The organism is Micromonospora sp. DT15, from assembly GCF_049841475.1.
Taxonomy (GTDB): Bacteria; Actinomycetota; Actinomycetes; order Mycobacteriales; family Micromonosporaceae; genus Micromonospora.
The window spans coordinates 527,767-540,953 of the sequence record NZ_JBNCKJ010000002.1 but is presented as its reverse complement, the minus strand read 5'-3'; the positions used below and the strand labels follow the sequence as shown (position 1 = coordinate 540,953).

Here is a 13,187-nt window from a genome sequence, read left to right as displayed (position 1 = left end):
GCGGTGCTCCGTCACGTGACGCCTCGGCCTCACCGACCGCTGAACCGGGTGGCCACCGACGCCGCCGCGATCAGGTGTCGAGACGGAGGGTTCGGCGTCGTCACGGCGTTAGCCCCTCGCGCGCAGGGTCACGGCGCGTCAACCCATCGCGCGCAGGCGGCCGGAGAGGTCGCCGGCGAAGAAGTCGAGAAAGCCGTCCGGGTCCGGGCCGGCGTTCTGCAGGACGATGTGGTCGAAGCCGGCCTCGACGTACGACCGGACCTTGGCGACGTGGGGTTCCGGGTCCGGGCCGATGGCGAAGAGCTGCCGGATGTGCTTCTCCTCGACGTACGCGCTGGCCGCGTCGAAGTTGACCGGGTTCGGCAGTTCGCTCATCACCTTCCAACCGGTGACCATCCATCGGCTCGTCTGCAACACCGCCTGCACCGCCTGTTGCTCGTCGGTGGCCCAGGCCAGTGGCACCTCGGCGTAGCGCGGGCCCGAACCCTTGGCGCGTCGGTAGTGTTCGACGATCGACGCGTCCGGCTCGGTGGCGAACAGGCCGTCGCCCAACTCGGCGGCGAGCCGCGCCGACACCTCACCGCTGGCCGCCACCGCGATCACGGGCAGGGTGTCCGGCAGATCGAAGATGCGGGCGTCCTCCAGTTGCAGGTGCCGGCCCTCGTACGACTGGTAGCCGCCCTGCCAGAGCAGCCGGATGATCTCCAGCGCCTCGCGTAGTCGCTCGTGTCGCCCTCGAACGCTGGGGAAGCCCTGCCCGACCACGTGCTCGTTGAGCCGCTCGCCGGCGCCCACTCCGAGGGTGAACCGGCCGTCGGAGATCAACGCCATGGTCGCTGCGGCCTGCGCGATGATCGCCGGGTGGTAGCGAACGGTCGGGCAGGTGACCCCGGTGGCCAGGCGCAGGGTGCTGGTCCTGGCCGCGATGGCGCCGAGCACGCTCCAGGTGAACGACGAGTGCCCCTGCGCGTCCAGCCACGGGTGGAAGTGGTCGCTCATCTCGACGAAGTCGAAGCCGGCCCGTTCGGCAAGGACGGCCTGGCGGATGATTTCCTGCGGGCCGTACCCCTCTGTCGCCAGCTTGTAGCCGATCTGCATGCCCACACTCCCGATCCCGTTCGCTGACTGAGGCACCGGCCGTTCCCGGCCCCGGCGTGGACAAACGCCGCAGGACCGCAAACCAGCCTCCTAGGATGCCTTAGGCGGTGTGCGGTGTGCGGTGGGCGACCGCGAGCACCGAGCACCGAGCACCGCCTCCAGCCACCGCACGCCGTCAGCACACCAGCAGATCGATGACGCCCGTCAGGTCCTCCTCACCACCTCCCTCCGCCATGCGGCGGCGCATCAGGTCGAAGTAGGGGCGGAGCAGTTCGGGGCTGACGCCCTGCTGCTCGGCGGTGCGCAGAAAGGTCGGCGTGCCCGCCACCTGCATGGCGAGAGGGGAGACGACTCCGTCGGTGTAGTTCCCGCTGCGCAGTTGGTAGGCGGTCTGCCGAACCGTCGGGATCATCGCGACGAGCCAGTCGGCGAGCAGGGGGGCGAGCGCCGTCGGGTCGATGTCCTCCCGACGGATCAGGGCGAATGCGTGCGCGGTCCCGGCGAACATCCCGTACATGGCGCTGAGGAGAGCCACGTCGTGCAGGGCCGCGAAGCCCGCGTCCTCGCCCACGTAGGTGGTGCCGACCGGGACGCCCAGCGTCGTGCGGTGCCGGTCGAAGAGCGCTCGCGAGCCGCTGTAGAAGACGTAGCCGCCGGCGCCCGGGACGCCGACCATCGGCGGGACGGCCATGATGCCACCGTCCAGGTAACGCGCGCCGTGTCGGCGTGCCCAGGCCGCGCGGGCGCGGGCCTGGGCCGGGGTGCTGGTGGTCAGGTTGACCAGATCCCGGCCGGTCAGGTCCACACCGGCCAGCACCTCCTCGACCGAGCCGTCGTCCAGCAGGCACACGACGACCAGGGTGCTCGCCGCGACCGCCTGAGCGGCGCTGTCCGCGACCCTTGCCCCTTCGGGCGCGAGCGCGGCGGCGCGGGCCGGGGTGCGGTTCCAGACGGTGAGCGGGTGGCCGGCGCCAAGCCAGGCGCGGGCCAGTGCGGTACCCATCGCGCCGAGTCCCAGCATCGTGATGGACGGCTTCTCCACAGTGTGCGGTTCCATGCCGATTAGGCTGGTCATCGCCCACCAGGTGATCAAGTACGCACTTCGGAGTGCGTGGTTACCCGGGGGTGAGCGAGCACGTCGGAGGGGTGGGCATGGCGACGGTGAACCGGCCGGGCACCGCGGACGGACACGCCTGCGGTATCGACACCGCGATGGAGGTGATCGGCGGCAAATGGAAGGTGCTGATCCTCTGGGCGCTTCACGAGCACCCCCTACGTCGCTTCGGCGAGCTGCGTCGACTGCTTCCGGGGGTCACCGAGAAGGTGCTGGCCTCCCACCTGCGGGAGATGGAGGCGGACGGCATCGTACGCCGCGTCTCCCACGACGAGGTGCCGCCCCGCGTCGAGTACTCGTTGACCGAGGACGGCACGCGCCTCAACGACGCCCTCGAGCCGCTGGCCGCCTGGGGACGCGACCGGTCGACCGTTCGACGGTCGGGGGAGGAGTCGGGCTAGGGCTCCGGTGCGACCTCGCCGAAAACTGCACCGGCCCGCGCCCCACTGCGGGGGCACGGGCCGGTCTACGTCTGTTGCCTACTTGGAAGGCTCGGGCAGCTTGCAGTCGACCTTCGGGTTGGCGCCGATGTAGTTCAACGGCCCGGCCACGATGGTGACCAGGATGGTGCCCGCCTCGGCGCAGTTGGTGTCGTCGCCGCTGTAGTAACCGCGCTGGCCACCGGCGATGGCGCCGATCACCAACCAGATCACGACGATGACTCCGAGAATCGAGGTGCCGCGCATCGCTGCCTCCTGAGGTATGTGGTGGATCTGAGGTGCAGCCGTTGTACCCAATCGGGTCGCGCGGCTAACGGTTGCGTGCTAAGACCCCCGCCGGATCCCCCATCCGGCCGATGCCGTCCGCCGTTGTGTACCGCCCGGGCATCCGCCGCCCGCACCGGGTAGCGCCTGTCGGCTATCGGATCGGCGACCGACCTCGCCGTCATCCGGGTGAGTGGACGTAGAACTGCCTCACGGCCCCGCCGAGGAGGACTCATGGACGCCCCGACACCGCCCCTCTACATCGACCGCCCCGAGGACGTCGCGGTCGCGGCCCGCGCGCTTGCTGGCGGCGCGATCGTCGCGGCGGCGTTCGCCAACTTCTACGCCATCGTGACGCGCCCCGACGCGGCCACCGTACGCCGGGTCAACCTGGCCAAGGGTCGACCGGCCCACCAGGTCGGCAGCATCACCACGGCGATCGGCCGGATCCCCGGGATGTTCGACTGGACGCGGATATCGCCGCGGTTGCCGGTCGGTCGGGTGCGGGCGCTGATGGACGCCCTGTACGGGGCCGGGCCGTTCGGCTTCCGTGGGCCGGCCGCCGACCGGCTTCCCGACCACCTCACGCAGATCGACCAGGGGATGCGGACCACCCAGGTGATCGCACCTGGGCTGACCTGCCCCTCCAACGCCTTCTTCGAGCGGGCGCTCGCCGAGACCGCGACGGATCACCTCTACATCACCTCGGCGAACCGCTCCCGGCATCTCACCGGCGAGGCGGAGGAACCGGCGCACTGGAAGGCGGGCCACCTCGCCGCCGACTTCGCCCACCTCGACGATCTGGTGGTGCTGGTCCACCGGGACGAGGCAGCCGCCCGCGCCGCGTACCCGGGCTACCTCACCACCTCGGTCACCCTGCTCTCGTTCCACGCGCCGGAGGGTGACCTCGAAGAGCCGCCGGTGCTCACCGTGGACCGGCACGGATCGCTGCACGTGGACGACGTCCGCCGCGCCGCCGCGCCGCTCGGCCTCCAGGTGCGCCTGGCCGGAGGTGCCCGGGAGCGACTGCAGGTCCGGGGGTACGCCGGGGCGCTGGTGTAGCTGGCAGGCGGCTCAGTGCGGCGGTGACGGGGCCTCCGGAGGCTTGCCGTGGCTACGCCGGAAGTCCGCGTAGGCCACCCCGCCCAGCACCAGCAGCCCGCCGAGGGACGCGAAGAGCGGCGGCACGTACAGCAGGGCGGGGGCGATGGTCAGCAGCGCCAGCACCCCACCGGGTCGGGACCACGACACCCGGCTGAACACCTCGTACTCGAACGAGGCCCGGCCGGCCAGGAACAGCGCCGGGCCGCCGAGGATCACCGCCAGCCAGGACGGCGGTGTCCGCCCGGTGGGCTCGTGCAGTACCAGGTGGAAGCCGGCCGCCGTGACGACCACGCCGGCGATCATCAGCAGATGGGTGTACGGCGCGCTGAAGAGGAACTTGCTGGGCGACTCAGCCGCCTTGATGGCGGTCGGCAGCAGCTCGCCGGACTTGTGCACGTAGATCCGCCACAGCAGCAGCGTGGTCAGGAACGCCACAGCGAAGGCCTCGATGTTGTCGGCCTCGGTGTGCTCCATGCTGAACATGGTGCCGATCGTCAGGATGGCGTCGCCGAGCGCGATGATGAAGAACTGCTGGTAGCGCTCGGAGAGATGCTCCGCCGTGACGTTTCGTTGCTTCTCGGGCACCACCCCGAGACCCGGCACCGGGTACGCGAGTCGGAAGCCGAGGTAGTCGATGGCGAGCGCGATGGCCCAGCACACGATCCGGGCGTCTCCGCTGACGAATGCGCCGATGAGCCACGGGATCGCCGACACCACGAACCAGACGAAGATGCGGACCGCCCGACGCTGGGTCTGCGGTTCGCGGCGTACCGCCGGCATCAGGAACAGGCCACGCCCCAGGTGGATCGCCACGTACGTGCCGGCGAAGACGATCCCTCGACTGTTGAACGCCTCCGGAATCGCCGTGGTCATCAGCAGCGCGCCGAACATGACGGCGCTGATCAGCAGCTTGATCTCGGTGCGTTCGGGGTCGTACAGGTCGGTGACCAGGGTGGTGATCGCCCAGGTCCACCAGACGGCGGCCAGCATGATCAGTGCCTCGGCGGCCCGGTGCCAGTCGAGTCGTTCGGCCAGTCCCCGCGAGATGAGCGCCAGGGCGACCACGTACACCAGGTCGAAGAAGAGTTCGAGGAGGGTGACCCGGCGCGGGCCCTCCGGGTCGCGCACCGGCGGACCGCTGGCCTGTGGCGATCCGGGCTCCGGCGCGGGGAGGTGCACGGGTTACTCCTGCGGAACCGCTCGACTCGATGGACCTGTCCGGTCCACCTTGACGGACGGTAACGAGCGGGGGAGCGCGGGAACCCGCGTTCACCCGCTCGTCCCCCAACCGGGTCGTGCCGGGCGGTTACCGCGCCTGCGGCGATGTCGACGGCTTTTCGCCGCCGCGCGGCGCGGCGAGGGCGTCGACCAGGCGGCGGGCCGAGCCGGCCAGGTTCCATCGTTGGGCGAGCTCGAGCAGCCGGTCCGGGTCGGCCGGCGCGCTCGGCAGCGCGGTGGGCAGCTCCGGCAGGGGCACGTCCAGGGCGACCCGGACCACCGTCGGCGCGACGCCCAGGTAGTCGCGGGCCGCGACCAGCTTGGCGCGCAGGCCCGGTGCGAAGGACGAGTCGGAGTCGTCGAGCGCGGCCAGGATGCCGGCGATGCTGCCGTACCGCTCGATCAGCCGGGCGGCGGTCTTGTCGCCGACGCCGGCCACCCCGGGCAACCCGTCACTCGGGTCGCCGCGCAGTGCGGCGAAGTCGGCGTACCGGTCGGCGGGCACGCCGTAGCGGGCCCGCACGGCGGCGTCGTCGCAGTCGTCGAGCTTGGCGACGCCGCGCCCGACGTAGAGCAGTCGGACCGGTCGGGCGTCGTCGACGAGCTGGAACAGGTCGCGGTCGCCGGAGACCACCTCGATCGGGCCGGGCTGGGTCACCGAGAGGGTGCCGAGCACGTCGTCCGCCTCGTAGCCGGTCGCGCCGACAGCGGTGATGCCCACCGCAGTCAGCACCTCCAGGATCATCGGCACCTGCGGGGAGAGGGTGTCCGGAACGATCTCGCCGCCCTGCGGGGCGACCCGGTGCGCCTTGTACGACGGCAGCAGGTCGACCCGCCACGCCGGTCGCCAGTCGTAGTCCAGTGCGCAGATCATCCGGTCGGCGCCCCGCACCCGGATCAGGGTGGCGAGCATGTCGAGGAAGCCGCGCACCGCGTTGACCGGGGTGCCGTCCTCGGCCCTGGCGGCGGACTCCGGGATGCCGAAGTAGGCCCGGAAGTAGAGGCTGGCTGAGTCGATCAGCAGGATCGGGGGTCGGTGTGCCACGCCGGACAGCCTGGCACAACCGTCCGACGATCTGGGGTACGCCCGGCCGCTGGTGGTGTCAGCGTCGCTCGTCGGGCTGGTAGACGGTGTCCCGGCGGGCCAGGTGCTGCACGACGTAGCTGGTCACCAGCAGCAGGATCGCGACCACCACCTCGACCCAGGCCGCGATGCCGTCGGCGACGGTGACGCCGATGACGAGCAGGACCAGGCCGACGAGCGCGAGGACTCCGGCCCACAGTTGGCGGCGACGGCGGGTCGCCGCCCGGTTCGTCTGGTTCCCTGCCACGTCGGTCCTCCCGGTCAGGTCGCCCGCACGGGCGCCCGGTCCCAGGCTAGGGCGCAGGGGAGGCGCCGGCCCGGAAAACGACAGTGCGGGCTGGTGCGCGGAGGCGGCCAGGACGGTGAGCGCGGTCAGCGGCAGTGCGACCGCGCCGACCGCCGACCGCCGACCCGACCATGCTGGTCGTGCCGGCGGTCCACCAGCGCCAGAACCCCCCGGCCCGGTCGTCGACGTGCATGTCGCCGTCCCCCGTTCGCCGAGCCAGCGCGTTCCAATCTGGAACGTACTATAGTCGGAGTGGGAGCGACGGAGGTAGCGGGTGCGGCGAGAAGATCTTGCCGATGCGGACTGCGGCATCGCGCAGGCGCTCGGCGTACTGGGGGACTGGTGGACGTTCCTCATCGTGCGTGACGTCGCCGGCGGGACGACCCGTTTCGACGCGCTGCAACGGGAGTTGGGCGTCAGCCGTCGGGCGCTGACCGAGCGCCTCGGCGCGCTGGTCGAGCACGGTGTGCTGGAGCGCCGGCCGTACTCGCTGCACCCACCGCGGTACGACTACCTGCTCACCGGGAAGGGCGAGGGGCTGTTGCCGGTGCTGATCGCGTTGCAGGACTGGGGAACGAGGTACCTGATGGGTGACGGTGACGTGACCGCCACGGCGGACGCCGACTCGGCCGAGGCGCGCCGGGTGCGCGACCTGGTGGGTCGACGGTTGCCCGAGGTCGTCCTGCCCGCCGCTGACGGGCACCCGGTGGCGGTGACCGCGACGGACGGGTGGACGGTCCTCTACCTGTTCCCCGGGGCGTACGCGCCGGGGACGCAGGGCCATCCCCCCGGCTGGGCGGAGATTCCCGGCGCCCGGGGTTGCACACTGGAGTCGACCACCTACGCCAAGCGTCATCCGGACTTCGTGACCGCCGGTGTCCGGGTGTACGGGATCAGCACCCAGCGGCCCGACCAGCTCGCCGACTTCACCGCGTACGCCGAACTGCCGTTTCCGTTGCTGTCCGACCAGGACGGCCGACTGGGAGCGGGGCTGCTGCTGCCGGTGTTCCGCGCGGGCGGGGTGACCCGGTTCAAGCGGCTGACGCTGCTGGTCGACCCGACGGCGGTGGTGCGGGCCGTGCAGTTCCCGGTCACCGACCCGGCCGGCTCGGTACAGGAGATGCTCGACCTGGTCGGTGAGCACGCCGGGGCCCCCGGCTGACGCCGACGCGTCGACCGGGGGCCCTACGAGCGAGGCTGGTCCGAGGACCCTGTGCGCGCGGCGTCAGGCCGGGAGCGTCCAGCGCTGGTTGGCGCCGGCGAAGCAGTCCCAGATCTGGAGCCGGGCGCCGTCGGCGGAGGTGTTGTCGGTGACGTCGAGGCACTTGTTCGACTGCGGGTTGCGCAGCGTCCCGTTGGACTGGGCCTGCCAGACCTGGGCGCCGCTGCCGTTGCAGTCCCAGAGCTGGACCTTCGCGCCGTTGGCGGTGGATCCGCTGGTGATGTCGGCGCACTTGCCGAGGGCGCGCAGCGTGCTGTCGCTGGCCACGGTCCAGGTCTGCGCGTTGGTGCCGTTGCAGGTCCAGATCTGGATGGCGGCGCCGTTGGCGGTGCTGGCCGAGGCCACGTCGACGCACTTGCCGCCGATCCCGGTGATCTGACCGGTGCGCCCGGTCGGCGGCGGGGTGGTGCCGCCCATGATGGTGTCGTACATGGCGCTGAGCAGTGAGGTCGAGCCGCTGGTGTCCTGCGACAGCTCCCAGTTCATCACGCCGCCGGCGTTCGCGAGGGCCCACTGGGTCTTGCGCTTGACCGTGGGGATGCCGTTCCAGCACTGCTGCGATCCGTTGATGGTGGCGCAGTCCCGGTTGGCGTTCGCCGGGTCGAGCCCGACCAGGTACGAGTAGTTGTAGTAGACGGGGCGGCTGTAGAACGGGATGCCGAGGACGGCCTTGCTGGCCGGCAGGCCGCGGGCCTTCCACCCGTTGATGGCGTTGATCGACCAGTCGTAGTTGGCGTGCGGGCTGCCGCCGTCGTACGCCATGATGTTGAGCCAGTCGACCTGGTTGAACACGGCGGTCTGGACGCCCTGGACGCTGCCGCCCTCGCTGACCACGGCGGCGGTGAGCAGCTTGCCGCGGCTGTGCAGGGCGCTGCCGAGTTGCGTCATGAGCGCCGTGTAGTTGTTGGCCGAGGTGCCCGGGTCGGGGTACTCCCAGTCCATGTCGACGCCGTCGAGGTTGTACTGGTTGACGAAGTTGATCAGGTTGTTGACGAAGTTCGTGCGGCTGGTGGCGTTGGCGGCGAGCGCCTCGAAGGCGGAGTCGTTGCCGTCGTTCCAGCCGCCGACGGCGATGGAGACCTTGACGTTGTTGGCGTGCCCCTGCGAGACCAGCGAGGAGAGCCGGGCCCCGTCCACCCCTTGCAGGGTGCCGTTGCTGTTGGGCAGGACAAAGGCGTAGTTGATGTGGGTGAGCTTGTTGTACTGGATCGTGTTGATGTTGCCGGCCCAGGAGGGCATGTAGCCGACGCTCTTGAAGTTGTTCGGCAGCACCACTGCCTGCGCAGCGGTGGGAACGACGGTGAGGGTGGCGCCGGCGGTAGCCAGCGCGAGCAGGCCGGCGGCGAGGGCGCGGCGCAGTGGTGAGGACATCGGGGGCCTTCCCGTGGGCGGGGGACGACACCCGCCCGCGCAGGGTTGTCGCGGGCGGGCGGTGCGGGGGACGCAGTGACGGGTGGGCCTCGAGGCAGCCAAATCTTAAAGAGTGTTAACTGTCCGAGTCAATCAATGCCCATGGATTTCCGGCCATCCGGTGCCAATAGGGGGTTTGCCCAAACGACCGTTAAGCTGGCGGGGTGGGAATCGACGAGCTGTATCCGCCGGATCGGTTGATCGCCGCGCAGCGAGCGACGGCCGCCGCCGGCCTGGACGCACTGCTGCTCACACCCGGCTCCGACCTGCGGTATCTGACCGGGTACGACGCCCACGCGGGGGAGCGGCTGACCTGCCTGGTGCTGCCCGCCGACGGTGAGCCGACGCTGGTCGTACCGAGGTTGGAACGTCCCGCGGCGGAGGCCGCCCCGAACACCGGCGTACGCATCGTCGACCACGTCGACGGCACCGACCCGTACCCCTTGGTCGTCGCCGCCCTCGACGGCCCGGTCGCGGCGGTCGGGCTCGCCGACCGGATGTGGGCCGAGCAGGTCCTCGGCCTGCGCGCGGCGCTGCCCGACGCCGCGCAACGGCTCGCCGGGGAGGTCCTGCGCGAGTTGCGGATCCGCAAGTCCCCGGCGGAGATCGCGGCGCTCGCCGAGGCCGGCGCGGCGATCGACGAGGTGCACCTGCGGATGGGCGAGTGGCTGCGCCCCGGTCGCACCGAGGTCGAGGTCGCCACCGACATCGCCGCGGCGATCCGGGCCGCCGGACACGTCACTGTCGACTTCGTCATCGTGGCGGCCGGACCCAACGGGGCCAGCCCGCACCACGGCACCTCCGACCGGCCGATCGGCGTCGGCGAGCCGGTGGTGGTCGACATCGGCGGCACGATGGCGTCGGGCTACCGCTCGGACTGCACCCGCACCTACCTGGCGGGCGGGTCGGCGCCGGCCGACTTCCTGGACTACTACGCCGTGCTGCGCGACGCCCAACGCGCCGCCGTCGAGGCGGTGCGGCCCGGGATCACCGCCGCGGCGGCCGACGCCGAGGCCCGCGCGCCGATCGTCGCCGCCGGCTACGGTCCCGCGTTCCTGCACCGCACCGGCCACGGCATCGGTCTGGACGGGCACGAGGAGCCGTACCTGGTGGCCGGCAACGACCGACCCCTCGACGCCGGCATGGCGTTCTCCATCGAACCAGGCATCTACCTGGCGGGCCGGCACGGCGCCCGCATCGAGGACATCGTCGTCTGCACAACGGACGGCGTGCAACGGCTCAACACCACCCCCACGGAGCTCATCGCGCTATGACTGTCGACCGGATCCTCCCCACCGACGAGGCCCACGACCTGCTGGGTCTCGCCACCGAGCTCGCCGACGGCGAGCTCGCGCCGAAGGCCGCGGCCTTCGAGGAACGCGCCGAGTTCCCCCGCGAGGTGCTGCGCACGCTGGGCCGCGCCGGCCTGCTCGGCCTGCCCTACCCCGAGGAGTACGGCGGCGCGGCGCAGCCGTACGAGGTGTACCTGCAGGTCCTGGAGATCCTGGCCAGCCGCTGGCTCGCTGTCGCCGAGGCGGTCAGCGTGCACACCCTGTCCTGCTACCCGGTGGTGGCGTTCGGCAGCGACGAGCAGCGCAAGCTGCTGCCGGACATGCTCGGCGGCGAGTTGCTGGGCGCGTACTGCCTCTCCGAGCCGCAGGGTGGCTCGGACGCGGCGGCGCTGACCACCCGGGCGGATCGCGACGGCGACGCGTACCTGGTCTCCGGCACCAAGGCGTGGATCACCCACGCCCACACTGCCGACTTCTACAACGTCTTCTGCCGCACCGGCGGGCCCGGTCCGAAGGGGATCTCCTGTCTGCTCGCCGACGCGGGCACGGCCGGCATCACCCCGCAGGCGGCCGAGCGGACGATGGGGCTGCGCGCCTCCCCGGTCGCGCAGATCGCCTTCGACGAGGCCCGGGTGCCGGCCGACCGGTTGATCGGCGGCGAGGGGATGGGCTTCACCATCGCGATGTCCGCGCTGGACTCCGGCCGGCTGGGCATCGCGGCGTGCGCGGTCGGGCTGGCCCAGGCCGCTCTGGACTACGCGGTCTCCTACGCCCGGGAGCGGCAGCAGTTCGGGCGTTCCATCATCGACTTCCAGGGGCTGGGGTTCCTCCTCGCCGACGCGGCCACCCAGATCTCCGCTGCCCGTGCGCTGACCCTGGCGGCGGCCCGGCTACGCGACGCCGGCCGGCCGTACGCCATCGAGGCGGCCAAGGCGAAGCTGTTCGCCACCGACATGGCGATGCGGGTGACCACCGACGCGGTGCAGGTGCTCGGCGGTGCGGGTTACGTGGCCGACCACCCGGTGGAGCGGTACATGCGTGAGGCGAAGGTGTTGCAGATCGTGGAGGGCACCAACCAGATCCAGCGGATGGTGATCTCCCGGGCACTGGCCAAGGGCTGACGACGGTACGTGGTGGTGGGGCTGCGGTGGGTGCGTCACGGCCCACCGCGGTCCGCCACTCGGGTACCTCGTCGCCGTGCGACCGTTTTCCCGGTAGGTTGCACGCCGTGGAGGAGATCGACCGCGCTATCGTCGCCGCGCTGACCGCCGACGGCCGTCTGTCGTACACCGACCTGGCCGAGCGGGTGGGGCTGTCGGTGTCCGCCGTGCACCAGCGGGTCCGTCGGCTGGAGCAGCGCGGGGTGATCAAGGGGTACGCCGCCCGGGTGTCGTTCGAGGCGCTGGACCTGCCGCTCACCGCGTTCGTGGCGATCCGGCCGTTCGATCCGTCGCAGCCGGACGACGCCCCGGAGCGGCTGGCCCACCTGCCGGAGATCGACTCCTGCTACTCGGTGGCGGGGGAGGACTTCTACCTGCTGCTGGTGCGGGTGGCCAGCCCCACCGACCTGGAGCGGGTGCTCCAGGAGATCCGCACCTCGGCGAACGTCACGACCCGGACGACAGTGGTGTTGTCCACGCCGTACGAGAACCGGCCGCCGAAGATCAGCTCTGCGGCACCGAGTCGGTCGCGGTCCCGGGTGCCGGAGGAGCCGGCTGGTTCCACCGCAGGATGACCTGCCGGCCGTGTTCGTGACCGAGCGCGCTGACAGTGGCGGTGTCCAGGCGTAGCCGCCCACCGGCGGACGGGGGCAGGCCGATCCAGCGGGCACCGAGCACCCGCAGGCTGTGCGCGTGCCCGACCAGCGCCACGGTGCCGCGGTCGAGCAGCGGGGTGACGCGGGCCAGCACCCGGTCGAGCCGTTCGCCCACCTCTGCGGGGGACTCCCCGCCGGGGCAGCCGTCGGTCCAGATGTTCCAGTGCGGATCGTCGTCGTGGATGTCGACTGTGGTGCGACCCTCGTACTCGCCGTAGTTCCACTCGCTGAGGTTCTCGTCGACGGCGTCGACGGTGAGCCCGGCCAGCTGCGCGGTGCGCAGCGCCCGGGAGCGGGGGCTGGTCAGCACTGTGACGAAGCGCCGGCCGGCCAGGAACGCGGCCAGGGTGCGGGCCTGTCGCTCGCCGTCGGGGGTCAGCTCCAGATCGGTGTACGAGGTGTGCCGCAGGCTGGCGCTCCAGGTGGTCTCGCCGTGCCGGATCAGCAGGAGCTCTCCCATCCGGTCAGTTAACCATCGTGGGTCGGTGCCGACAGCCGACCTCCCACTACCTATCTTCCTAGGATGCTTTAGCGGATGTGCCGACCGGCACTGCCGGTTTCGGCACCCGGAGACCGGGCAAGCAAGCCAGGACAACCGCCAGACCGAGGAGGCGCGATGAGCTTCACCGAGAAGGCAAAGAACAAGGTTGAGCAGATGGCCGGCGCCGCGAGGGAGCGCGTCGGCGACATGACCGACAACGAGCGGATGCGTGGCGAGGGCGCCAGCCAGCAGAGCGACGCGCGCGCCAAGCAGGCCGGTCAGAACGTTAAGGACGCTGGCCGCAACGTGAAGGACTCCTTCACGAAGTGACCTGAACGGTCCACGGGTCCCCGGGCGC

Annotated in this window: 15 protein-coding genes; 7 read left to right on the top strand and 8 right to left on the bottom strand. The window is 71.3% G+C overall.

Annotated features, from left to right (window positions below):
- Nucleotides 1-138 precede the first annotated feature (138 nt).
- Entirely contained in the window at nt 139-1,098 is a 960-nt protein-coding gene (locus tag ACLQ3F_RS06690; RefSeq protein WP_357203364.1) for a TIGR03557 family F420-dependent LLM class oxidoreductase, read from the bottom strand.
- A gap of 175 nt (nt 1,099-1,273) precedes the next feature.
- The gene (locus tag ACLQ3F_RS06685) at nt 1,274-2,155 is read right to left on the bottom strand and encodes an NAD(P)-dependent oxidoreductase (protein WP_425847134.1); all 882 of its coding nucleotides are present in this window, start codon (nt 2,153-2,155) and stop codon (nt 1,274-1,276) included.
- A 68-nt stretch (nt 2,156-2,223) separates the two neighbouring features.
- Here ACLQ3F_RS06685 and ACLQ3F_RS06680 point away from each other — a divergent pair, with 68 nt between their 5' ends.
- Nucleotides 2,224-2,613 carry a winged helix-turn-helix transcriptional regulator gene (locus tag ACLQ3F_RS06680; RefSeq protein ID WP_425847131.1) on the top strand — a complete coding sequence of 130 codons (390 nt, stop codon included), beginning with the start codon at nt 2,224-2,226 and terminating at the stop codon, nt 2,611-2,613.
- A gap of 78 nt (nt 2,614-2,691) precedes the next feature.
- On the opposite strand, the gene ACLQ3F_RS06675 is transcribed toward ACLQ3F_RS06680, so the two are convergent.
- On the bottom strand, nt 2,692-2,898 hold the full coding sequence (locus tag ACLQ3F_RS06675; RefSeq protein ID WP_007460667.1) for a hypothetical protein: 207 nt from the start codon (nt 2,896-2,898) through the stop codon (nt 2,692-2,694).
- A 252-nt stretch (nt 2,899-3,150) separates the two neighbouring features.
- Between ACLQ3F_RS06675 and ACLQ3F_RS06670 the strand changes: the two genes are divergently transcribed.
- Nucleotides 3,151-3,978, top strand: a complete 828-nt coding sequence (locus ACLQ3F_RS06670) for a hypothetical protein (RefSeq protein ID WP_425847128.1) — start codon at nt 3,151-3,153, stop codon at nt 3,976-3,978.
- Between the two features lie 12 nt (nt 3,979-3,990).
- Here the strand turns inward: ACLQ3F_RS06670 and ACLQ3F_RS06665 are convergent, their stop codons facing one another.
- From ACLQ3F_RS06665 to ACLQ3F_RS06655, 3 genes are all read right to left on the bottom strand, one after another.
- On the bottom strand, nt 3,991-5,199 hold the full coding sequence (locus ACLQ3F_RS06665; protein ID WP_425847126.1) for a low temperature requirement protein A: 1,209 nt from the start codon (nt 5,197-5,199) through the stop codon (nt 3,991-3,993).
- Between the two features lie 127 nt (nt 5,200-5,326).
- The gene (locus ACLQ3F_RS06660; protein WP_357203352.1) at nt 5,327-6,283 is read right to left on the bottom strand and encodes a 5'-3' exonuclease; all 957 of its coding nucleotides are present in this window, start codon (nt 6,281-6,283) and stop codon (nt 5,327-5,329) included.
- Between the two features lie 58 nt (nt 6,284-6,341).
- A complete protein-coding gene (locus tag ACLQ3F_RS06655; RefSeq protein WP_355007449.1) occupies nt 6,342-6,569 on the bottom strand; it encodes a hypothetical protein in 228 nt (75 codons plus the stop codon).
- Nucleotides 6,570-6,882: 313 nt separating this feature from the next.
- Here ACLQ3F_RS06655 and ACLQ3F_RS06650 point away from each other — a divergent pair, with 313 nt between their 5' ends.
- Nucleotides 6,883-7,770, top strand: coding sequence for a winged helix-turn-helix transcriptional regulator (locus ACLQ3F_RS06650; protein WP_357258831.1), 888 nt, complete (start codon nt 6,883-6,885; stop codon nt 7,768-7,770).
- Between the two features lie 63 nt (nt 7,771-7,833).
- On the opposite strand, the gene ACLQ3F_RS06645 is transcribed toward ACLQ3F_RS06650, so the two are convergent.
- On the bottom strand, nt 7,834-9,201 hold the full coding sequence (locus ACLQ3F_RS06645) for a glycosyl hydrolase family 18 protein (protein WP_357258828.1): 1,368 nt from the start codon (nt 9,199-9,201) through the stop codon (nt 7,834-7,836).
- Nucleotides 9,202-9,404: 203 nt separating this feature from the next.
- On the opposite strand from ACLQ3F_RS06645, the gene ACLQ3F_RS06640 reads away from it, so the two are divergent.
- From ACLQ3F_RS06640 to ACLQ3F_RS06630, 3 genes are all read left to right on the top strand, one after another.
- On the top strand, nt 9,405-10,514 hold the full coding sequence (locus tag ACLQ3F_RS06640; protein ID WP_425847121.1) for a M24 family metallopeptidase: 1,110 nt from the start codon (nt 9,405-9,407) through the stop codon (nt 10,512-10,514).
- Nucleotides 10,511-11,653 carry an acyl-CoA dehydrogenase family protein gene (locus ACLQ3F_RS06635; RefSeq protein WP_425847119.1) on the top strand — a complete coding sequence of 381 codons (1,143 nt, stop codon included), beginning with the start codon at nt 10,511-10,513 and terminating at the stop codon, nt 11,651-11,653. The genes ACLQ3F_RS06640 and ACLQ3F_RS06635 overlap by 4 nt, the downstream gene beginning before the upstream one ends.
- Nucleotides 11,654-11,760: 107 nt before the next feature.
- The gene (locus ACLQ3F_RS06630) at nt 11,761-12,267 is read left to right on the top strand and encodes an Lrp/AsnC family transcriptional regulator (RefSeq protein WP_112732312.1); all 507 of its coding nucleotides are present in this window, start codon (nt 11,761-11,763) and stop codon (nt 12,265-12,267) included.
- On the opposite strand, the gene ACLQ3F_RS06625 is transcribed toward ACLQ3F_RS06630, so the two are convergent.
- A complete protein-coding gene (locus ACLQ3F_RS06625) occupies nt 12,197-12,808 on the bottom strand; it encodes a histidine phosphatase family protein (RefSeq protein WP_355007454.1) in 612 nt (203 codons plus the stop codon). The two genes, ACLQ3F_RS06630 and ACLQ3F_RS06625, sit on opposite strands and share 71 nt — an antisense overlap.
- Before the next feature lie 156 nt (nt 12,809-12,964).
- On the opposite strand from ACLQ3F_RS06625, the gene ACLQ3F_RS06620 reads away from it, so the two are divergent.
- Nucleotides 12,965-13,159 carry a CsbD family protein gene (locus ACLQ3F_RS06620; protein WP_088989634.1) on the top strand — a complete coding sequence of 65 codons (195 nt, stop codon included), beginning with the start codon at nt 12,965-12,967 and terminating at the stop codon, nt 13,157-13,159.
- The last annotated feature ends 28 nt before the right edge of the window (nt 13,160-13,187 follow it).

Excerpts from the sequence above, each read along its gene's own strand:
- ACLQ3F_RS06690 (WP_357203364.1), bottom strand. The coding sequence starts at position 1,098 with ATGCAGATCGGCTACAAGCTGGCGACAGAGGGGTACGGCCCGCAGGAA.
- ACLQ3F_RS06685 (WP_425847134.1), bottom strand. The coding sequence starts at position 2,155 with ATGGAACCGCACACTGTGGAGAAGCCGTCCATCACGATGCTGGGACTC.
- ACLQ3F_RS06675 (WP_007460667.1), bottom strand. The coding sequence starts at position 2,898 with ATGCGCGGCACCTCGATTCTCGGAGTCATCGTCGTGATCTGGTTGGTG.
- ACLQ3F_RS06670 (WP_425847128.1), top strand. The coding sequence starts at position 3,151 with ATGGACGCCCCGACACCGCCCCTCTACATCGACCGCCCCGAGGACGTC.
- ACLQ3F_RS06645 (WP_357258828.1), bottom strand. The coding sequence starts at position 9,201 with ATGTCCTCACCACTGCGCCGCGCCCTCGCCGCCGGCCTGCTCGCGCTG.
- ACLQ3F_RS06635 (WP_425847119.1), top strand. The coding sequence starts at position 10,511 with ATGACTGTCGACCGGATCCTCCCCACCGACGAGGCCCACGACCTGCTG.
- ACLQ3F_RS06625 (WP_355007454.1), bottom strand. The coding sequence starts at position 12,808 with ATGGGAGAGCTCCTGCTGATCCGGCACGGCGAGACCACCTGGAGCGCC.
- ACLQ3F_RS06620 (WP_088989634.1), top strand. The coding sequence starts at position 12,965 with ATGAGCTTCACCGAGAAGGCAAAGAACAAGGTTGAGCAGATGGCCGGC.